Source organism: Thermovirga lienii, assembly GCF_036847465.1.
GTDB classification, from domain to species: Bacteria; Synergistota; Synergistia; order Synergistales; family Thermovirgaceae; genus Thermovirga; species Thermovirga lienii.
Window position 1 is genome coordinate 1 of record NZ_DAITZW010000004.1, and the last position, 19267, is coordinate 19267.

Genomic DNA, 19267 nt, shown 5'->3' on the forward strand with positions numbered 1-19267 from the left:
ACAGAGATCAAGGCAGGATTGGAGGCCAGCGATGACTTCAACAAGTACTTCACCGTTAGCGTAGATGACACCGCTATTACCATCACTGCAAAAGAGGCGGGAACAGACTTTTCTTTCACTACGACTCTAAGTGCTGTTGGCGGATCATCGTTTGCCTTATCTGACGGAACTGGTACCGTAATCCAAGCTGGTGGAACCTTGTCAGCTACCACCGACACCAGCGTGGGTGGTGCCGATGATTTCGACACGAGCGGCAGCGGCTTCGCTGTTTCGAAGGCATCTCAAAACATCACAAACATCGACACCGTGGACGGAAACCAGATGGCCGGCGGAACTTACAGCGTCATAACCTCCAACAACGTTGCCGCAGCCAGTATGCCTGTGGGGTATAACCTCAACGACCCGAACGGGTTTATGTCTGTCGATGATATTTTAACTCTCGACTTGGCATCATCCAACTTATCGTATCTCACCATGTCAATAGAAGTAACCGGTAAGGACAGTGACGCCAACACCCTTGACCTAGCCGTAGAGTACCGGGCCATGCAGAACGACGGAACCTGGACGAGCGGCTCGGTCAACCTAACAGGCGTTGATTCCAACGCAACAAACTTTGATGGCGCCGATAACATCATCTCCGGAGTAAACTTAGGTAATATGTCCTTCGACATCAATACCGCATCGGTGGGAGACAAGGCTGCTCTGACCCTGTGGGATTGGGATACTGGCGGCCTTACAAACGGTGATGTAGTCAGGATAACCGACGGAACCAACAATTACTACTTCAGCTTCACCGATGGTGCCCTTGATGGCGCTTCCGACAAGAACTTCTACATGTACCAGGTGGACAGCAACAACGTCCTCTACGACGGCGCCATCCAGATGGACTTTGACACCTATCTGGTGGATGAATCCCCTGCGTTCCAGTTCACTGTGGCAAGTGGCCTACCTGAGGGTACGGTGGCAACAGGTAACACCAAACTCAAAGACCTTGCCCAGTTCCAGGGAACGGGTGGAGTAAACTTGCTGGAGGATCCTCAGACCATAACCATCGTCCAGGGCGACGGCAAAAAGGCCACAGTTACCCTTTATGCCGACGACACCTTGGAGCAGGCTGCTACCAAGTTCAACCAGGCCATAGCGGAGACCTTGGGGCAGAAAAACTACGTGTCCTCCGCTGATGCAAACAACTTCGTGCAGTTCATCTCCTCCAGCGAAGTAACGGAGAACTCCCCCTACTCCATCGCCGGAACCTTGGTGTTCAGCAGCGCGGTGGCAGGTAAGGCCGGGGAGCTCAACTTCGTCGGAAGCGACTCCATAATCACCGCCTTGGGCCTCAACGTGATCCAGGAAAGCCAGGAAAACCGCTTCTCCGTTGACGTTACCGACTCCAACACCGGAGCAGTGGTAGCAAGCAACGTGGAACTTACCGGAAACACCCTTGTAGGCGTCATCGACCCCAACGTGGACATAGAGTTCGACAAGATGGCCAACGCAAGCATTTCCTGGAACAGCACCACTAAGAGCTGGTCCATAACCGCTGACTCTTCGTCCTTCGAGACCAATGTACACATCACTTCCAACTCAGCAGTCTTCCAGATAGGAGCCAACGAGGGCGAGAAGATGAGCATAGACTTGGGCAACATGTCCGCCGCAGCTTTGGGCGTGGACAAGGTCCTGGTAACCGACAGAGAGAGCGCCGCAAGGTCCATCACCATAATAGACAACGCCTTGAACCAGGTCTCTGAACAGAGAGCTGCTCTGGGTGCCTACCAGAACCGCTTGGAGCACACCATCAACAACCTGACCACGGCAAGCACAAACCTTACTTCCGCGGAAAGCCGCATAAGGGACGTGGACATGGCAGCAGAAATGACCGAATTCACCAAGAACCAGATCCTCATGCAGGCCGCAAGCGCCATGCTGAGCCAGGCAAACCAGCTGCCGCAGCAGGTGCTCCAGCTTCTGAGATAAGGCTATATAAACACAAAAGCATAAAAAGGGGCAGATTATATCTGCCCCTTTTATTTTTTAGCAGTATGTTTTGAAAATTTCTAAAATTAACTCGCCTTATTGACTGTTCGTTGGGATAGTAATATACTCCCCTATATATAGTTTGTAAGCCAAAAGCCGATAAGGGCAAAGCAGGCGAAGGCCTGCGGCGCAAAGCCCAGGGTCTAAGGCGCACATTTCGCGCTATGACAGCCTGGCTGCCGGCGATCTAATCCGCCCCCTGCTAGGCTCTTATCCAAATTAGGGGGAATAAAAGTGCAAAAAGATTATTTTTTCGCTATAGGTAAAACTATAAGAGTCCCCATCATTTGCAGTCGAAATCCTTATTACCTGCGCAGAGTTGAAGAAGTGTCATCTTTGGTCATAAAGGCTGTATCTCTGTGGGAAAGCATCTTCCCCCCAGAGATAAAACCACCGCACCATCACAGCCTGGGACACTTGATTAGGCTGGTCGCAGAAAGCCTCCCCCATGAAAAGCTGAAGCACCTCGAAAACAACCCCTCTTTGAATCGTGCTGCGCTCCTTTTGGATGAAGCAAAGCTCTCTGGATGCAGCAAGAATCTAGAAGAGATTTTCATACGCCTACACGAGGGATTAAACCAACTCTACACGGAATACGGAGAAGAACCTTTCGATGAGGGAAACGACCTATGGTCTCTTCAGCTGGTTTGTTCTAGCATTCCCGATGGGGAAAAACCAGGCTCCGTGAACATAGATCTAATATCAAAAAGCTTGGAAGAAATACGTGCTTTAATTTAGGAGGAACCCGCATCTTCAAGGTCATTTTTCCTGCGGCGCACTATCTGGTCCAAAAGGCCGTCCTCCTGGAGTCCGCCTCCTAGGGCTGGACCTTTATCCTCTATAGACACAATCTTTTCATAAGGGGTAGGCCTTCCTTGGCGAACCAATTCTGTGTCCAGAAGCAGGGCAACGACTACGCCCGTCACGCTCCCACTGTTGATGACGCTCAATAACTCCTGAGCAACCAAATCTTCAAAGGGAAGATAGTGAACCACCAACTCGTGCCGGGACGCCAAATCCAAGTACTTCAACAGCTTTTCGAGATTCAACATCTCAGGATGCTCCATGGCCTGACGCAGTAACCCTACAAGAGTTTTGAGGTTGACATAACTTGAGTTTCTGGCACCATCCATGCCATCCTTCTCCCAGTGAGATACCGTTACGCTGCCCACCTCGAGAAGGACCGCAAACTGAGCCTGAGTCAACCCCAAGCTCAACCTGAGCCTTTTTATGTAATCCGCAGGGACCAAAGGCCCCATTCCGTCCTTTCTAACCCCCATCATAGCCAACATCCCCAACTATCAGAGATTGAACTAACAGCCGCTTAAGTCTTCCCCAACGATCGGAGAAAAACCTTCGTCAGCAGTTCCTTGTCGGGAAAGGAACCCTCAATGCCCCTTAAAGCCTCCAAGAGGGAAAGAAAAAAGCCTTCTTTGACTTCCTCCTCAAAAGGCATCGCTCTTTCTGACTTTATCATATCATATAGATCATACACCTTTAAACATAATTTTATAGACGGCACACTTTGGTTTACAAAAAAGATCAGTGAGGACGCTCCCGCATACCCTCTCTTCTTTGTCACCTTCTGCAGAACGAAGAGAAAGTCCATTGGAGAACAAAAGAGATTAAATTCCCTGCTGTCTCCCTTGATGATGAAGGTCTCACCTTGAAACCTTCCAAGCAAGTCCACCAGAGCCTCCATAAAGGCATTGAACCCCTCCAGGTCCTTCTCTCGGCACGCTGCTTTCTGTATCTCCTTTTGCCAAGAGGCCATCTTGTATCCTTGTTTCCTTCCTGATGAACTCTTAACCTTTTTCTTTGAGGAAGGTCTGTTGTTTCTTTTTTCTTGTGACACAGTCCTGGCCGTCCTCCTTAAAATTCAGGGGGTGAATTTATTGAGTCAAATCAACAAGCCAGAGCAAGAAAACAATCTTTCTGAGCCAGCTTTCGTGGACGCAAGCGGCAAGTACATTGATGCGTCCGACTACTCATCTCTCAAGTTTCGCCTCCCTGCATTGGACATCATGCTGCAAACGATGATCGAAAAAGGCGAAAGCAGGCGGCTCATCGTGCCCCAGACGTACGGCGTCGGAGACGTTTTCATAGAACGTATAGACCCCACAGGCGCTGCATGGAAAATATGGCAGCAAAAGACCTCCAACAACGGCACAAAAACATACTACCCTGCCATTCGGTTCTTCTATGACCCCAAGAAGGGCACTATAAGGCCCATAGACTATAGGGACAAGATGGTGCACCTCGAGGGTAGAAGCAAGACCACTCAGCTTTTGATAGCGTCCTTCATGGCCTACTGGTTCGCTACATTGATGGCCATAAGCTATCTATGCTCCAAAGGACCCAAGGACGAAAAAGAATAACTTCAACGACCTACGACTTCCTCGCGGGGCTCCTTCTTCTCCCCTGAAAGCAAGCTATCAACGTCCAGCACAACTATTATCTCCGAACCGTCTATAAGTATTCCTTTCAAGAACTCCTTGGGTATGCCGCAACTGCCTTTTCCTTCGTCTATGGGCTGCAGATCCTGCCAGGGAAGCTCCACTATATTGGAGACCTCGTCGACCATGATGCCCTGGGTCACCCCTTCATCGGAACTCAATATTAGAATCCTGGCCATGGAAAGGTCATCCAGCTCCTCCATGCCAGCGAACTTTCTCAGGTCTATGAGGGAGATAAGCTCCCCTCTAACGTTCAGAAACCCTTTAAAGTAGTGGGGGGTGCCTGGAACAGAAGTCACCTTCATCAGGGGCAATATCTCCCTGACCTTCTCTATGGGCACACCGTATCTTTCATCTTTGAGACTGAAAACCACGATACTGCTCATTCTCATACCCTCCAATCAAAAATGAATCACGCCACACCCCAAGTCTGGCAGAACATTTTAAGCAAGTTACTCTCTTTGAGTTTCTTGATTACCCCGTTAACCACTCCCCTTATGTACTCTGAACTTTTCCCGTAAGCTTCAGCTATGTCGGAGAGCTTATGGGGACTGGTGTAGTTCCCCAAGCCAAACCTCCTGCACAGTATGTCGTATTCGTCGCAAGAAAGCTCTTTCCTCAAAAGGCTCAAGAACTCATCCCTGAAAAAGGTCCTCTCAAGCACTTCCTCCGGGTCCGTTTCCTCGTAGCCTACAGCACTGTTTCCCTTAAGAGCCTCTGGGCTGACCGAGAAGCTGCCCTGCTCATCACCATCGGCGAAATCTATGGAAAGGGCAACGTCCGATATGACGGCAAGAGATCTGATCCTATCAAGGTCCACCCCATCAGGGAGCTCTAACCTTTCCCCAGACTTGAAAGCCCTCACTTGCTCAGCATAGGCCCTGGCGGAAAGCCCTGCATATCCAGGCACGCTCATTCCCCTTCGATGCTGCAGTAAAGCCACCTTCATCCGCTGGTATATCCAAGGAACTCCGTAGGTACTGAACCTGGTCCCCTTTTTGTAGTCAAAGCGGCTAACTGCTATCATTAGCCCTATGATCCCCTCCTGAACCAAGTCCATAAAGGAGAGAATACTTTGGTCCTGCCCCACTCTCTCTTTGGCCTTTTTGGCGCACGCAATGACCAATCTGAGGTTGCCCAAAACAAACCTCTCGAAGGCCTCACGGTCACCCTCTTCTTGAATCTTTTTGGCCAGCATTTTTTCCTCCTCCGGAGTCAACAATGGGAACTTTCTTATTTCAATATGAAAGGGGTCAAGGGGGGCAACTTCCAAGGGTTCTTCCAAATCCCACAGCTCATCCTGTTCCACAACGGGCTCTTCCAGATCAAGCACACCATCTGCCAGGACTTCTGCCTGATCCTCTTGAGCAGGCGCATAGCCCTGTAAGGTAAAACATATCCCTCCGTGGTTTACTCTAGCCATCTACGGTTCCCTCCCTGGATCCGTCTGCAATTCATCCTACATACCTTATCGGCCGAAATGGGAATAAAGATTAGACCCGAAGGGTCAATTTCACAAAACCTCTTTTAAAGATCATCCAAATGGGATACATTTTAGACAAATGCGAAAAGGAGGCCTTTAGTATGGACGACCAAGGAAGAATAGAGAGAAAACCACCAGTTGCTCCGACGAGAAAACCAACGCTGTACACATCAGAGACTCCTGCAAAACAGGCCAAGCTCTCCTACGCCCACCATGAGTACAATATAGGGAACCTCAAATGGGTGGCCCAAATCCTGGAAGGAACACTGCGCGCCTTTGGCCGCAACGTGAAACTCAAGGTCAAAGAAGAACATATAGAAGCCTACGAAGGCAACAAAAACATCTTCTCCATATCCTACGACGAAGCTTTCAGAAAAGTCGAAGAAATTAGACTAATCCTCTCCTCTCTCGTTGACAGGGAAGCATAGGTTGTTTACATCACACCCACTAATTATACTGTATATCAGATCTAACTTTAGGAAGATACTATAATGAAAATATCTAGGAGGAGTGGTGCACCTTGCGGAAACTGTGGCAGCAGACGGCAGCTTCAATAATAATCTCGGGACTGATCGTGGTCCTTGCGGTCTTGCTAATCGTAGGTTTTCAGATCTATGCATTACAAAAAGAAAACCTCAAAAACAATATAGACCTAACTGTAAGGCACCTGTCCATGGAACTAGAAAATTACGGAACTCATCTCAAATCCCCGGTCGTCATAGTCAACAGGAGCGTTGCAGAAAAGGTCAATCCCGATGGTTGGCTGGCCTCCCCAGAGCTTGAGGACTACTACGCAGGCAACCTTTCTTACGGCCTGATCTCCGTGGCCCAAGATGCCCCATGGGCAGAGAAGTTATACTTCTACTTCAACTCCCCGCTGATAGGCAAGAAGAACATTACAGGCGCCGCGGTAGCCAAAAAAGCCGATGGCAAATGGGAGATCAATACCGACACTTCCTTAACGGTGGACAAAAACGGCTTCACAGAAACCTCTTCACAAGCCCAATGGTTCTTTGTTCCAACGAAGAAAAAGAAGGCCATATGGACTGATCCAAGGATTGTAAGCACTCCAATGGGCAAGAGAGCGGTGGTTACCTACGCCGAACCAGTAATGGTAAAGAGCAAAAAGGATCAACAGGAGATACTTTTAGGAGTGGCGGGCATTGACATCAACATCGAAGCTTTCAGCGATTTCATCAAAAACCGAGGGGAAGGAAATGGCTCCTTCAAGTTTGTGTTGTCCCCTGGCAATAAAGTTATAGCTCATCCCAAACTGGATTCTTCAACGGGGACCATCGACGAAAATGATGCAAAAGAGATAGCTTCCTTCCTCGAGGCCGTCGGAGATGTGAAAGTTATAGGTAACTTCTACGTATCCATTCAAGAGACCCCAAGCGGACTAAAGATAGGCTATGCAGTACCCAAGGCCCTTATTACAGCCCAAATACGCAACCTCCTCTTGAAGATCTCGGGTGTCTCCCTCCTTGCCCTTCTGGTGGCAGCATCCCTGGGAGTGGTGTTCGGAAGGCGTCTCGCACAGCCGATAGTTGAGATAACGGGCATCGCTCAAAAGATGGGAGAAGGGGACTTCAGAGAAGCCAAATTCAACAAGTTCAACGGCGAGGAAGTATCCCTCCTTCAAAGGTCCATATTGGATACCATGAAGAACCTGAGGGAGATGATATCCAACGTAAGCTCCCTAGCAGAGGAGCTTGCGGCCTCAGCCCAGGAAGTAGCAGCAGGGGCTGACGAAACGGGAAGAGGTGCTGAGGAAAGCATAAATCAAGTACAGAAGGTCCGAAACGCCATAGAAAAGCAATCGAATATACTGGGCACCATAGCTCAACAAATAGAACAGGTTGGAGACCTCGTACAAAACATGGAGTCCTTGATGGAGAAGCTAAAGGCTCTCCACGATGAGCAGCTTCAAGCAACACAAAAAGGCGCTGAACTTGTGAGGCAGAGTGAATCCACTGTGAAGGAACTGGATGAAATATCAACGGAAGTAAACAGCTCCTTCAAAGAGGTCACAGAGAGCATGTCTAAGATAATAGGAATGGCTCAAACCATATCCTCCATAGCAGACCAGACCAACCTTCTTGCCCTGAACGCTGCCATAGAGGCCGCCCGCGCAGGTGATGCCGGAAGAGGGTTCGCCGTGGTTGCAGAAGAGGTCCGAAAACTTGCAGAGGAATCCTCCAACGCAGCCCAGCAGATCCATTCCTACATAGAGGAGATACAGCCTCGCGTACAGAAGGCAGAAAAATCCCTATCGAAATCCAATGAGACTACAGCAAAGGGCATAGAAGCCATAGATCAAACCAGGGAAGCCTTCGAAACCATAAGAAGCGACGCTGAAAGAGCAAAAGAAGAAGGAAACCAGGTAGGAAAAGCCATGGAGGAGCTAGCCTCCCTCTACTCCAAAATAGAGGAGGCTTTGAAGACCTTCAACGAGGGACGAAGGATCGTGGAAGAATCCATAAACCATCTCTCAGCTACGGCGGAAGAACAGGCAGCTCAGGCAGAGGAGTTCTCCGCCTCAAGCCAAGGTCTCTCCGAGATGGCAGAAAAGCTGATAGGTGAGATGAACAAATTCAAGATAAGCTAAAAGACACAAAGGGGGCCCATACCGTTGAAAGGTTATGAAGACTCTTTTTTCATGATCCAAAAGCTTGTTGAGAAAGGGCTTGCAGCTAGGGGGGTCCCCATTTACTCCTTAAACTTCAAGAGTTTAAACGAAAAAGAACTTGCTGTGAACATTATACTTTACCTCCCAAAAGACATGGATACGGCAAAGGATTTCATCATTGAACAATTCGACGTTAAAAAGGGACAACAAGAACATATCAAAGGAAGGCCCCTGAAGATACCCGCAAAACTCAAAAGAAAGCGCCAAGGCCTTCCTGAGTGGCAAGACCTTAAGGGTAAGACCATGGTTTTTGTTGTGGACACCGTACTGCACCATGGGTTGAGCTCGCTCATTGCATCTACTGAGGCAAATCCATCAGATGAAGAATCCATTGCTGTCATGAAAGAACAAATAAGCCATATAGAGAACTTCTTCAATGACAAACCCTACGTACAACAAGAAGCAAAAGTGGATGCTAGCCTTAAAGAAACACCACATGTAGAAGAAGACCACACAAGTTCCTCCTTGCTATCCAAGGAGGACATAGAATCTGCCTTGAGCATCATACCAAGCGGCATAACACAACGTTGGGTAGAGTTGGCAGAAGAAAACCTCCTGGCCATAACTAATTCATATGAGGTGAAAGAAGACTGGATCAATAAGCTGGAACCTTTTTTAAAAAACGCAGGTATCACCTCGGAAGAAGACCTCGCCTCCTTCGCAGAGGCTCATCTAAACAGCTGGGAAGACCTGTACGAAGCCTTTGAAACTGCCAGGTTGCAAGGTATAATCCCAAAGGACAACCTTTCCCTCATTGATTTGTTCTGCCTTTTGTTGCAGGGCTGTTTCATGAGCAGTGGAAGGCAATTTTGAAGGGTTGCTGTTTAATATCGACCTTTTACATATACTTTTAGTGAAGTTTGGCAAACTTAATTGCACCGGGAGGAATGTATGAAAACGGAAAAGATAAAAGTCCTCATAGTGGACAACTCCGCTCTCATGAGGCTCATATTGGAGGACATGCTGTCCTCCGAAGAGGATATAGAAATAGTAGGAAAAGCCCGAAACGGTTTAGATGCCATAGAGAAGGTCAAAAAACTTGCACCCCACGTGGTGACCTTGGACATAGAAATGCCCGTCATGGATGGCATAACGGCCCTTAGGGGCATCTTGGAGGCCAATCCAACGGTCAAGGTGATAATGTTCAGCACCCTCACAAAACGAGGAGCCGACGCCACCATAAAATGCCTGGAGCTAGGAGCCTTTGATTTCGTTCACAAACCATCTCAATCTGACAAGGACGAGATCCAAAGCGTAAAAACCGATTTGATAACTAAGATAAGAAGCGCTTTTATGTCTTTGTGCTCCGACAAAACCCTTAAATTAGACCAAACATATCCTAAAAAAGTGTCCAAAGTTCCGGATGAAAAGGGAGATTACAACTTGCTATTAGTTGCATCTTCCACCGGCGGCCCCCAAGCCCTGATGAAACTTCTTCCGCAACTTCCCAAGAACTTTCCCGCTCCAATAGCCATTGTGCAACATATGCCCCCTGGGTTCACCAAAAGTTTCTCAAGTAGATTAGATCAACTGTGTAATATACATGTGGTTGAAGGTTCAGAGAATACTCCTATGACTCCTGGCGTAGCAATCCTGGCACCGGGAGGACAACACATGATAATAAAGGAAACCCAAGGGAGGATGCATTGCCATTTGGCCAACCTTCCCCCAGTCAATGGGGTGAAACCCGCAGCGGACGTTTTGTTTCAAAGCGTTTCGCTGTTGGAAAACGCAAAACCTGTAACCGTAATATTGACGGGTATGGGAAAGGACGGAGCCAAAGGTGCGTTGCTCCTAAAAGAAGAAAAAAACTCCTTCGTGATAGCCGAAAGCCCCGAGACGGCGGTTATATTCGGCATGCCCAAGGCCGCCGGAGAGGTGGGAGCCGTCGATATATTTTTACCTTTGGACCAAATAGCCCCAAAAATAACAAGCCTGTTCCAGTAGTTTTGGAGGTGCTGACGTTTGAAAAAACTTCAAGAGGACCTACTGAAAGAAATAGCTAACATCGGTACGGGAAACGCAGCTACAGCACTCTCTCAGCTGGTGGGAAAGAGAGTTGAGGTCAGCATCCCCGAGGCAGAGGTTCTGCCCTTTGAGGAGCTCCCAACCCATTTCGGAAATCCCGAAACTCCAGTGTGTGCCATACTATCCACATGCTACACCAATCTGGACATCCATCTTGTAATGATACTGTCGGAAGAGGACGCCTTTCAGCTGTCCGAGATGCTGATGGGACAAATAAGCATATCCCCCGATGGAGACCTGTACGAAGCCTTGGTGGAATCCGCCCTGGCAGAAGCTGGCAACATAGTCCTGGGGGCCTTTTTGAACGCCATGGGAGACTTCCTTAACCTGGAGCTCCATCCAGATGTCCCATCCTTGGCCTTCGACATGTTGGGATCCGTACTGGACATCTTGGTATCCATATTTGGCGAAGTTGGCGATACGGCCTTCCTCTTGAACACATCTCTCTCTTTCCCAGAGTTGGAGAGCATGGATCATTTCTCTGGGAAGATCCTGATGGTCCCTGCCCCAGGAACCTTCGAAAAGATCTTCTCCATAATGGGGGTTCTGTAGAATGAACAGGGTGAGCATCGACAAAGAAGTTATACAGTCTTCCTCTATGAGCATAAGCGTGGGAATGGGAGATATTGCAGTAGGCAAATGTCCCACCATATTGTTCAGCCTGGGGCTGGGCTCCTGCATAGGATTGGTCCTGTACTCTCCCAAGGACAAGATTGCGGCCATGGCTCATATAATGCTGCCCGAAAGTTCCTCTAAGCCTAAAGAGGCCTCTGAGAAGCCCGGCAAGTATGCAGATACGGCAGTACCTGCCTTGATATACGAACTGGAGCAACTGGGGATAACGACCAAGTCCCTCAAGGCCAAGATGGCCGGTGGGGCCAAGATGTTCGCCACATCGAAAGCCCCCGCAATGGCCATAGGAGAGAAGAACATTGCCAAAGTAATGGAGATGTTGGATAAATTCAAAATACCTATAGAGGGCAAGGACGTAGGCGGAAACAAAGGTAGAAGCGTAAGGTTCTACACTGAAACATGCACCTTAGAAGTGAAAACCATAGGTTCTAAGCCAAAGGCCATATAAAAGGTCAAGCCCTCTTATCTATGGCAAGAGCCTCACTCCTGGTAGAGGCGTTCATGAACTTGAGCCTCTCCAGGATTAGCTCCGCCAAAAAGCGATGCTCCTCCGCCTGTCGTGAAAGGGTGTAGCTTATCTCCTTGATGGAGATAACCATCTTCAAAAGCTCAGCAGAAGAGGATTTTAACCTCTCACAATCCTGGTCATCCAGGTGCAGGCATATATCCTTGACAGCCGGTTTACATCCCAAGAAATCCGCTAGGGCCTGAGCTGCATTTGCTCGTTGTGCCTCAGCCAGCATAGCCGATGCAGTAACCCTCTGAAGCTTTTCCAGAAGACCTGTCAAAAGCTCTGGTTTGTTGGCCTTTAGGACATCCCTCTCCTCCTTAAGCACCTCAAGCACTTCTCCAAGGGCTTCGACTTGTTTTTGATTTTTATCTATTAAGTCATTCAAAAGTTCGCGTATCATAGTTAGTCCTCCACGCTGTCCTTCAGACTCTCATAAAGCATATCTGCTATCCCTACCCCAGAAGATGCCTCTGCTAGCGCCTCCCCTGTCATCTCCATCGCTACGTCACAAAGAACATTGCCCTTCCTGCCCTTGTCCTCGTCACTTGAAAGGCCTTTCATCGAATTCTTGAGCATCTGCGCCAGAAAAATTCCCTCAAACTTCTTGCATGCGTCCTTCAGGCGCCGTTGCTCCTTTGAAGGGTCAGCATGACGCTGGGGCGCGCTCGCGCTCCCCATTGCCTCGTTTACCTTCATGCCAGGCCACCTCCTACATTATCACAAGCTCTCCCTGCAGCGCACCAGACTGGGCTATAGCCTGCAAGATAGTTATTATGTCTCGAGGCGTAGCCCCTAAGGCGTTGAGGCTTTTTACCACATCATCCACCGTTGCAGTGGTCCTGAGCACCGCAAGGCTCCCTGGCTCTTCCTCGGCCGCCACAGTGGCCTCACTAGTCACCACCGTTTCACCTAAAGAAAAGGGCTCCGGCTGGCTGACGTCCTTTTTGCCTTTCACAGTGACCGTCAAGTTGCCGTGGGCCACTGCTACTTCACCTATTCTGACATCGCCTCCTATCACTATGGTGCCCGTTCGCTCGTTTATGACAACCCTGGCCACAGCATCGGGCCTCACCCTTATTCCCTCCAAGGATGCAACGAAGGGCGTGAGGTTTCCCCTGTATTGGGCAGGCACAGCTATCTCCACCGTTCCGGCATCTACCGCACTGGCTATGGCCATTCCGTAACTTGAATTTATCGCTCTAGCTACCCTATCGGCGGTGGTAAAATCGGGTCTATTGAGGAAAAACATAATCTTGCCATCGTCCTGAACGTCCCATCTAGTCTCCCTCTCCACTATTGCCCCTCCTGGTATTCTGCCGGTGGTGGAAAAGTTCTTCGACACACTGGATCCACCACTGCCGGCGGAGAACCCTCCTATCGATATGGGCCCCTGGGCAACAGCATAGACCAAGCCATTGGCAGCCCTAAGGGGGGTCTGGAGCAATACGCCTCCCTCCAAACTCTTAGCGTCGCCGGCAGAACTAACCACTACGTCTATCTTCTGTCCATTTCTTGCAAAGGGAGGCAGTTCACAAGTTACCGTCACCACCGCCGTGTTCTTGCTTTTAAGATCATCGCGATCGATGGAGATACCAAAGTTCTCCACCAGGTTGCCCAGCATGGCAAGCACCAGGTCCCCTTTGTCTCCCGTACCTTGAAGACCTATAACCAGTCCCATTCCTACAAGCTGGTTGGACCTTACCCCCTCAATTCTTCCTATGTCCTTCAACCTGGTCTCAGGGTAGACCTGAGCATAAGCATCTCCCCATGGAAAAGAAAACAAGACGAAACAAACAACAAATCCAATCAGTTTCCTCAGCATTCAACAAGGATCCTCCCTAAACAGATCAGAATATGGCGTTGAACAGCCTGGTGAGAAGGCCGGGATTCTGTAGGTCACTTATGCTACCTATACCCTCCGCCCTCACTACTACGTTGGCCAAACGGTCACTCTCAATGGTGTTGTCAGGGCCTACATCCTGGGGACGAATTACCCCTTCCACCTTCAGTGTAACCGTGTCTTTGTGCACTTTAATGTCCTTGCTGCCCTCCAAACGCAGATTACCCCCCGGAAGCACCTCGGTGACCATGCATGTTATAGTGGTGGTGAAGTTGTACTTTCGTTCAGTGGAGCCATCCCCCGTGGCGCTGCTGGAAGTACTGAGCCCCAGTTTTTTTATAAAATCCAGTATTCCAAGGCCGTCCCCTGCGGAAAGGGAACTTTGCTTGTTCAAGTCCGTGGCAGCTTCGTTCTTGGCCTGAGTCTTATCGGATACTATCACGGTCACTATGTCCCCCACCTTGGATGGCCTGTGATCCGCCACTAGGGAAGGGCCGTCCACCCATAGGGACTCCCCAAAGACCACGCTTGGAATTAAAATGCAAACCAAAAAACTCAAGAGAACCTTCCTTACCGACTTCACGGCCTTCACCCTTCTCTCAATTTAAATCTAAAAGGACCATCTTTTCGTTGATAACAACAGCCTCTATGTCCTTTCTGAACTTGGGAACCCTCACCCTTATCCTGCTTCCTTGAAATCCCGACTCCAAGGCTATACCCTCGATTTCTACTTCAACTCCACCGGAACGAACGACCACGGTCACCCTATCTCCTCGTTCCACCAAATAGGGCCTCTCTATATCTCTATCGGTTATAGGCTGTCCCTTTTTTATACTCTTGGCACTTTTCATGCCAACAACTTCACCAATATCAGAAAAACACCTTCCATAACTTCTTTTGTACTCCACTAGCTGTATCTCCAAGGCCTCGGGAGACAACACCTCCCCACCCTTTATCCCCTTTGCCGCCACCACAAGGTAGGCAAACCAACGCAGTCTCACAACTTGCGCCATGACCCTCTCTCCATATCTAGTCCTTATTGTGGTGGCCCTTGCTCCTGCATATATGCTCTTAGGGCTTATCACTTCACCGTAAACTTCCAGCTTCTCCGGCTCCATCTCTAGGTGACTCCAGTGTATGTAAGGGTGCTGTTTCTGAAGCCTATGGAGGAACACCTCTGGTCCATCTCCCCTCTGAAGCTGCAATCCCTCCAAAGTTATCTCAGGGACTTCACCAAAGGCATGTGAGGGGCACAAAACCAAAATCAAAAGCAGCAATATTCGAGAAAAGGTCTTCAACATATGCTTCACCTCTGGTTTTATAATACCATCTAGAGAGAGGATAAAGGGTACATTTACCTGCCCCGATAGCCGATAAGAAAATAGAGCTTGGAATCTCTTTTGAAGGGTGGATTTGCTCCATGTCCAATACTTTTTCCGGTTTAGAGATAGGCCGAAGGGCCCTGAACTACTTCAGGCAGGCCATAGAGACATCAGGACATAACATAAGTAACGCCGACATAGAAGGCTACTCAAGACAGAGAGTGGAGGCATCTCCCACTGATCCATACACCGTACCAGGCATAAATTCCCCTGCGGGAGCAGGACAGATTGGCACAGGAGTGGGTATAGATGCCATAATAAGAATCAGAGACGCCTTTTTGGACGAACAGTTCCGGCAGGAATCAACCAAGGAGGGCTATTGGGAAGCTGTCAGCACCTCCCTGGAATACGTGGAGATGTTCCTGGGAGAACCTTCGGAAAACGCCATATCAGGCTCCCTGAGCAAACTGAACCAGGCATTGAACGAGCTTCAGAAAAATCCCGATTCATCGGCCACCAGGGAAAGTTTCTTGAGAGAACTGGATAACTTCTGCACCACAGTTAACCACATCTACGAAAATCTCGATGAGTACCGGTCTTCCTTAGACCAGGAAGTTCAACTAAAAGTAGATGAGGCAAACAGCCTACTAGACAGGATAGCTGCCCTCAACGGTCAGATAAAGACCATAAAGGCCCTTGGAGACGAACCCAACGACCTAATGGATCAAAGGGACAACTTGATAGATCAACTATCGAAACTGGTGGACGTAAAGGTAAGCCAGGCAGATAGCCTCGGCTCCATAAGCGTCAGCTTGGCAGGCCGAATCCTGGTTCAGGACGACCTTGCCAGACATCTTATGCTGGTTCCCCAAGACGGAAACAACGGTTTTTACGATGTTCAAATAGAGGACAACGAGTTTGCAACCTCCAACAACCCCCAGACCGCAACGGCTGCCATATCTCCAGAGGCAACGGAAGGAGTCCACAGTGTAGAGATATCCCGATTAGCCAATGAAAAGCATTGGGCCATTGGAGACAGTACAGGAATTAGCGGTTTTGCGTCCAAGGACGAAAGCCTTGGCATAGAGGGAGGCTTTTCCATACAGGTGGGAACCAACGGTTACTCCCCCTCTTCGAGCTCCCTCGCCGGGGGTGTGATATTGACTTCCCCGTCCACTGGAGATCTAACCCACTATACATTCAGGGCCGCTGCCGGAGGAAAAGAGCAGGTCATTACCGTGGACTGGGACACAACATCAGGGAGTTGGATCATAAACGGCTCCTTCGATGCCGGAAACCAGTTGGAAACAACCGACCTAGCCAACTTCATAAATGATCCTTCCAACGGTGTACCCCTGTACGCATCGGTAGATCCATCAGGAGAGAAGATAACCTTCAAGGGACAGGAAGGGCACCTGGTCTCCCTTACCGACATCGAAGGCAACCTAGTATCTCTCATGGGCATCAAAAAAGACTTTCCCACGGTTCAGATATCCATAACGGAGGAAGACAGCCTACAAACCATAGTCAACAAGATCAACAGTGCATACAGTATAAACTCCCAACCAAGCTCTCCTGAAGAGTGGCTCCACGCTTCCATAGAACAGGCGGTCAACGGCACTTTCTATATAAAACTGGAAAGCAACGTCATAGGAGAAAACTACAGGATAAACATCGCTCCCTCCGAAGGAAGGAGCCTGTTTGCCGCCCAAAAACTGGGCTTGGTCGATTCTGATGGTAAGACCAATATTATTCAGCACTCAGAGGACGCCCTCTTCAAGGTGGATAGTCAAAATTACCTATCGGCCACCAACGTCTTCACCAAGGCACGACCCATAACCAGTTACAACGCATTCAAAGCAGACACACTGGAGGAGGTCATACCTGGGGTGGAACTTCATCTCCACGGAGTGGGCAGAACCGACATAAGAATAGAACGTCACGTAAATGGAGGCTACATCGCCGGTCTCATAATGTCCAGAGATGAGCTGGTGCGGGAGGCCATGAACTTCCTAAACGACTTCGCCAAAACCCTATCGGACCAGATGAACGCTATTCACTATTCAGGACATGGCATAAGTTCCGGGGCCGATTTAACTGGAACCCCACTTCTTTCTCCCATAGACAGGGAGAAAGAAGCTGCAAGCGCCCTATCCGTAAACTCCACACTATGGGAAAGAACCTACTTATTGGCAACCGCTTCGGACGATGGAACTGGGCACACCACAGGAAGCGGGGATGCCTCAAAAGCTTTGGAATTGATCCAGCTTTTCTCCAAAAGGGTTTTCAACGAAGATTCTGCTACTGCAGAGGACTATTATCAATCTTTCATCGCGTCAGTGGGATCCCAAAGTAGGCAAGCCGCGGTAATGGAAGAAAACCAGTCAGTACTCACCGAACAGATATCCAACCAAAAACAGTCCATAATGGGTGTCAACATAGACGAGGAAATGATCAACATAATAACTTATCAGCACTCCTACCAGGCCATTTCTCGCTACATAACCGTCCTCGACGAGCTACTGGACAAGGTGATAAACGGAATGGGAATAGCAGGTAGGTAGGAGGGAGATAACCCCGCCTACCTAACCTGATATGTTCAGTCCCCCGCCTACAAGCTCTCTGGCAACGGAGACCTTGTTTTCCTGTTCGAGCTTCTGGAAGACCTCCTCCCAAGCACTCAAAAGTTCCTGCAAAAGTCTTTGTATCTCCTGCACTTTTTGGGAGTTCTTCTCTACGTTTGCTTCCACCAGGTGGGCGTACATGAAATCATAAAGTCTTCCGAGCTGTTCTGCCCATTCTCCACCTTCCTCGGTCCTCAGGGCGAACCTTAGTTCCCTAATTGCCTGTTGGGCAGTCTTAATCTCATGGTTGGCCTCCTCGTGATCCTTCTTCTCTATGGCCTCCACGGCTCTCTGGCATGCCCCTATGGCTATCCTGTAGGTTATGAGCAGAAGCTTCTCCTTGGGAGCCGTCAAAATCTCCTGCATCAAGTACATGTTCCTTATATCTTTGTCGTTTCCTGCCACGCGTATCACCCTTTCACCAGCGCGCTACTAAACAACCCAATGCCAGACGCCCCTGCTTACGTCCAGCCTGCCCAAAAGAATATCTTCCTCTAACGCAGAAAGGTTATCCTCTTCCGCCAAGGCCCCCAAAAAGTTATTATCAAAGCCGTAAAACTCATTATGCCTTGAGGTACCTTGGTGGCCGCTATCCCCCACATCGACGGAAAACTCTCCCAACACTAGGCCCCTTTTCTCCAAGGCGTTTCTAAGGCCATCCGAAGCCTGCTGGATCACATGCCCCACCTCTGGACCATCGACGGTCACCCTCACATTTACCGTGTTGTGGTCCGAATGCACAACCACCCGCACTTTTCCAAGCTCAGGAGGTTCTATCTGTATAACTCCCCTTTTCTCTCCACTGGAACTCCTCAATATAGTGATTGTCCTATCCATCCCCTCGGCCAAAAGGCTTGAGGACACTTGAACTCTGATAGGAAATGGCGCATCCCCTTGGTTTTGTGGAGGGACATCCCTTGCCTCAAATAAAGCCCCTGCTCCTGAAGAATCCCCAAACACAGGCTTTTCCTCTTTCACACCATCTAAATGAAACCTTGAAAGATCGGCAGTCCCTCCCACATTCTCCCTATGCTCCTCTGGACCTTTTATCAAAGGACTTTGCGCGGGGTTGACCTCCAAAGAGGCCTTTCTTTCGCCTTTCGGGGCATTTTGTTGCCCCAGTCCGTTCTCTTGGACAAAAAAGACACGGCCCTCGCTATTATCTTTGGATTCCCTAGATGTAGAAGGTCCTGAGCCTGATGAAGACGGGTTATGAACCAAAAGGGGCCCTCCCACCATTTGGTTTCCTTCTTGTTGTAGTTTTAAATCATCCCGCACATCCTCATCCTTGACGGCTTTGTGACCCTCTTCCTCATGAAGATCCTTCTCCTCTGAAGGGATGTTTCTACCACCCTTCAAGAGCCAATTGAGGCCCTTGATCAAAGTTACAAGATCATTGCCCCTTTCACTCTTCTGGGCTGCCTCAGGGTCTTTGCAAGGCCCATCTCCAAAATAAGATTCAACCTCACCACTTTCATTCAAAAAAGCCAAAAGATCTTTAGCGTCATACCCTTGGGCCATGGAACTCAGCAAAACATCCAAACCGGTTACTCTTGGTACCTGGTTTTTCTGCTGGGCACCTGCGCTGTCTAGGTTTTCAACCAACTTTAAAAGGTCAGAGAAGGCACCTTTCCCCATCCATTGAGA

General features: G+C 49.2%; 21 protein-coding genes and 1 riboswitch. Of the genes, 10 read left to right on the forward strand and 11 right to left on the reverse strand.

The features are described from left to right. Nucleotides 1–1974: flagellin (locus tag V7Z69_RS02475; protein ID WP_334138340.1), on the forward strand; the 1974-nt coding region annotated here is incomplete at its 5' end. Nucleotides 1975–2128: 154 nt separating this feature from the next. After that, nucleotides 2129–2218, forward strand: a riboswitch (cyclic di-GMP riboswitch). Between the two features lie 50 nt (nucleotides 2219–2268). Next, nucleotides 2269–2772 (forward strand): hypothetical protein, encoded by a 504-nt coding sequence (locus V7Z69_RS02480; protein ID WP_334138343.1) that lies wholly within the window; start codon nucleotides 2269–2271, stop codon nucleotides 2770–2772. Here the strand turns inward: V7Z69_RS02480 and V7Z69_RS02485 are convergent. Together V7Z69_RS02485 and V7Z69_RS02490 are read right to left on the reverse strand one after the other, a co-directional pair. Further along, nucleotides 2769–3326, reverse strand: coding sequence for a helix-turn-helix domain-containing protein (locus V7Z69_RS02485; RefSeq protein WP_334138345.1), 558 nt, complete (start codon nucleotides 3324–3326; stop codon nucleotides 2769–2771). The two genes, V7Z69_RS02480 and V7Z69_RS02485, sit on opposite strands and share 4 nt — an antisense overlap. 32 nt (nucleotides 3327–3358) lie before the next feature. Next, complete coding sequence (locus V7Z69_RS02490) at nucleotides 3359–3889, reverse strand: hypothetical protein (protein WP_334138347.1); 531 nt, start codon at nucleotides 3887–3889, stop codon at nucleotides 3359–3361. A 40-nt stretch (nucleotides 3890–3929) separates the two neighbouring features. Here V7Z69_RS02490 and V7Z69_RS02495 point away from each other — a divergent pair, with 40 nt between their 5' ends. After that, a complete protein-coding gene (locus tag V7Z69_RS02495) occupies nucleotides 3930–4412 on the forward strand; it encodes a hypothetical protein (RefSeq protein ID WP_334138349.1) in 483 nt (160 codons plus the stop codon). 2 nt (nucleotides 4413–4414) lie between these two features. Here V7Z69_RS02495 and V7Z69_RS02500 read toward each other — a convergent pair whose 3' ends face one another. Together V7Z69_RS02500 and V7Z69_RS02505 are read right to left on the reverse strand one after the other, a co-directional pair. After that, nucleotides 4415–4876 carry a chemotaxis protein CheW gene (locus tag V7Z69_RS02500; protein WP_334138351.1) on the reverse strand — a complete coding sequence of 154 codons (462 nt, stop codon included), beginning with the start codon at nucleotides 4874–4876 and terminating at the stop codon, nucleotides 4415–4417. 26 nt (nucleotides 4877–4902) lie between these two features. Next, a complete protein-coding gene (locus V7Z69_RS02505) occupies nucleotides 4903–5913 on the reverse strand; it encodes a sigma-70 family RNA polymerase sigma factor (RefSeq protein WP_334138353.1) in 1011 nt (336 codons plus the stop codon). Between the two features lie 161 nt (nucleotides 5914–6074). Between V7Z69_RS02505 and V7Z69_RS02510 the strand changes: the two genes are divergently transcribed. From V7Z69_RS02510 to V7Z69_RS02535, 6 genes are all read left to right on the forward strand, one after another. Beyond that, a complete protein-coding gene (locus V7Z69_RS02510; protein ID WP_014162292.1) occupies nucleotides 6075–6401 on the forward strand; it encodes a hypothetical protein in 327 nt (108 codons plus the stop codon). A 92-nt stretch (nucleotides 6402–6493) separates the two neighbouring features. Continuing rightward, nucleotides 6494–8581 carry a methyl-accepting chemotaxis protein gene (locus V7Z69_RS02515; RefSeq protein ID WP_014162291.1) on the forward strand — a complete coding sequence of 696 codons (2088 nt, stop codon included), beginning with the start codon at nucleotides 6494–6496 and terminating at the stop codon, nucleotides 8579–8581. Nucleotides 8582–8605: 24 nt separating this feature from the next. Further along, nucleotides 8606–9475 (forward strand): hypothetical protein, encoded by an 870-nt coding sequence (locus V7Z69_RS02520; protein WP_014162290.1) that lies wholly within the window; start codon nucleotides 8606–8608, stop codon nucleotides 9473–9475. Nucleotides 9476–9553: 78 nt separating this feature from the next. Beyond that, on the forward strand, nucleotides 9554–10609 hold the full coding sequence (locus V7Z69_RS02525) for a protein-glutamate methylesterase/protein-glutamine glutaminase (protein ID WP_334138358.1): 1056 nt from the start codon (nucleotides 9554–9556) through the stop codon (nucleotides 10607–10609). Nucleotides 10610–10627: 18 nt separating this feature from the next. Next, entirely contained in the window at nucleotides 10628–11242 is a 615-nt protein-coding gene (locus V7Z69_RS02530; RefSeq protein ID WP_014162288.1) for a chemotaxis protein CheC, read from the forward strand. Between the two features lies 1 nt (nucleotide 11243). Beyond that, nucleotides 11244–11771, forward strand: a complete 528-nt coding sequence (locus V7Z69_RS02535; protein ID WP_014162287.1) for a chemotaxis protein CheD — start codon at nucleotides 11244–11246, stop codon at nucleotides 11769–11771. A 4-nt stretch (nucleotides 11772–11775) separates the two neighbouring features. On the opposite strand, the gene flgN is transcribed toward V7Z69_RS02535, so the two are convergent. The 5 genes from flgN to flgA are packed head-to-tail and all read right to left on the reverse strand — an operon-like array spanning nucleotide 11776 to nucleotide 14975. Beyond that, complete coding sequence (gene flgN, locus V7Z69_RS02540; RefSeq protein WP_014162286.1) at nucleotides 11776–12234, reverse strand: flagellar export chaperone FlgN; 459 nt, start codon at nucleotides 12232–12234, stop codon at nucleotides 11776–11778. A gap of 2 nt (nucleotides 12235–12236) precedes the next feature. Next, on the reverse strand, nucleotides 12237–12530 hold the full coding sequence (locus V7Z69_RS02545; protein WP_014162285.1) for a hypothetical protein: 294 nt from the start codon (nucleotides 12528–12530) through the stop codon (nucleotides 12237–12239). Nucleotides 12531–12543: 13 nt separating this feature from the next. Further along, nucleotides 12544–13656, reverse strand: a complete 1113-nt coding sequence (locus tag V7Z69_RS02550) for a flagellar basal body P-ring protein FlgI (protein WP_334138363.1) — start codon at nucleotides 13654–13656, stop codon at nucleotides 12544–12546. Nucleotides 13657–13681: 25 nt separating this feature from the next. Continuing rightward, nucleotides 13682–14257, reverse strand: a complete 576-nt coding sequence (locus V7Z69_RS02555; RefSeq protein WP_014162283.1) for a flagellar basal body L-ring protein FlgH — start codon at nucleotides 14255–14257, stop codon at nucleotides 13682–13684. A 16-nt stretch (nucleotides 14258–14273) separates the two neighbouring features. Next, a complete protein-coding gene (gene flgA / locus V7Z69_RS02560) occupies nucleotides 14274–14975 on the reverse strand; it encodes a flagellar basal body P-ring formation chaperone FlgA (protein ID WP_014162282.1) in 702 nt (233 codons plus the stop codon). A 119-nt stretch (nucleotides 14976–15094) separates the two neighbouring features. Between flgA and flgK the strand changes: the two genes are divergently transcribed. Continuing rightward, nucleotides 15095–17560 carry a flagellar hook-associated protein FlgK gene (gene flgK / locus V7Z69_RS02565; protein WP_334138366.1) on the forward strand — a complete coding sequence of 822 codons (2466 nt, stop codon included), beginning with the start codon at nucleotides 15095–15097 and terminating at the stop codon, nucleotides 17558–17560. Between the two features lie 21 nt (nucleotides 17561–17581). On the opposite strand, the gene fliS is transcribed toward flgK, so the two are convergent. Together fliS and V7Z69_RS02575 are read right to left on the reverse strand one after the other, a co-directional pair. Continuing rightward, on the reverse strand, nucleotides 17582–18034 hold the full coding sequence (gene fliS / locus V7Z69_RS02570; RefSeq protein ID WP_334138368.1) for a flagellar export chaperone FliS: 453 nt from the start codon (nucleotides 18032–18034) through the stop codon (nucleotides 17582–17584). An 18-nt stretch (nucleotides 18035–18052) separates the two neighbouring features. Further along, a partial coding sequence (locus V7Z69_RS02575; protein ID WP_334138370.1) for a flagellar hook-length control protein FliK occupies nucleotides 18053–19267 on the reverse strand: 1215 nt, incomplete at its 5' end.

Bases quoted from the DNA above. Each gene is read 5' to 3' on its own strand.
- V7Z69_RS02535 (WP_014162287.1), top strand. From the start codon at position 11,244: ATGAACAGGGTGAGCATCGACAAAGAAGTTATACAGTCTTCCTCTATG.
- flgN (WP_014162286.1), bottom strand. From the start codon at position 12,234: ATGATACGCGAACTTTTGAATGACTTAATAGATAAAAATCAAAAACAA.
- V7Z69_RS02485 (WP_334138345.1), bottom strand. From the start codon at position 3,326: ATGTTGGCTATGATGGGGGTTAGAAAGGACGGAATGGGGCCTTTGGTC.
- V7Z69_RS02500 (WP_334138351.1), bottom strand. From the start codon at position 4,876: ATGAGCAGTATCGTGGTTTTCAGTCTCAAAGATGAAAGATACGGTGTG.
- V7Z69_RS02545 (WP_014162285.1), bottom strand. From the start codon at position 12,530: ATGAAGGTAAACGAGGCAATGGGGAGCGCGAGCGCGCCCCAGCGTCAT.
- V7Z69_RS02525 (WP_334138358.1), top strand. From the start codon at position 9,554: ATGAAAACGGAAAAGATAAAAGTCCTCATAGTGGACAACTCCGCTCTC.
- flgK (WP_334138366.1), top strand. From the start codon at position 15,095: ATGTCCAATACTTTTTCCGGTTTAGAGATAGGCCGAAGGGCCCTGAAC.
- V7Z69_RS02510 (WP_014162292.1), top strand. From the start codon at position 6,075: ATGGACGACCAAGGAAGAATAGAGAGAAAACCACCAGTTGCTCCGACG.
- V7Z69_RS02505 (WP_334138353.1), bottom strand. From the start codon at position 5,913: ATGGCTAGAGTAAACCACGGAGGGATATGTTTTACCTTACAGGGCTAT.
- V7Z69_RS02550 (WP_334138363.1), bottom strand. From the start codon at position 13,656: ATGCTGAGGAAACTGATTGGATTTGTTGTTTGTTTCGTCTTGTTTTCT.
- flgA (WP_014162282.1), bottom strand. From the start codon at position 14,975: ATGTTGAAGACCTTTTCTCGAATATTGCTGCTTTTGATTTTGGTTTTG.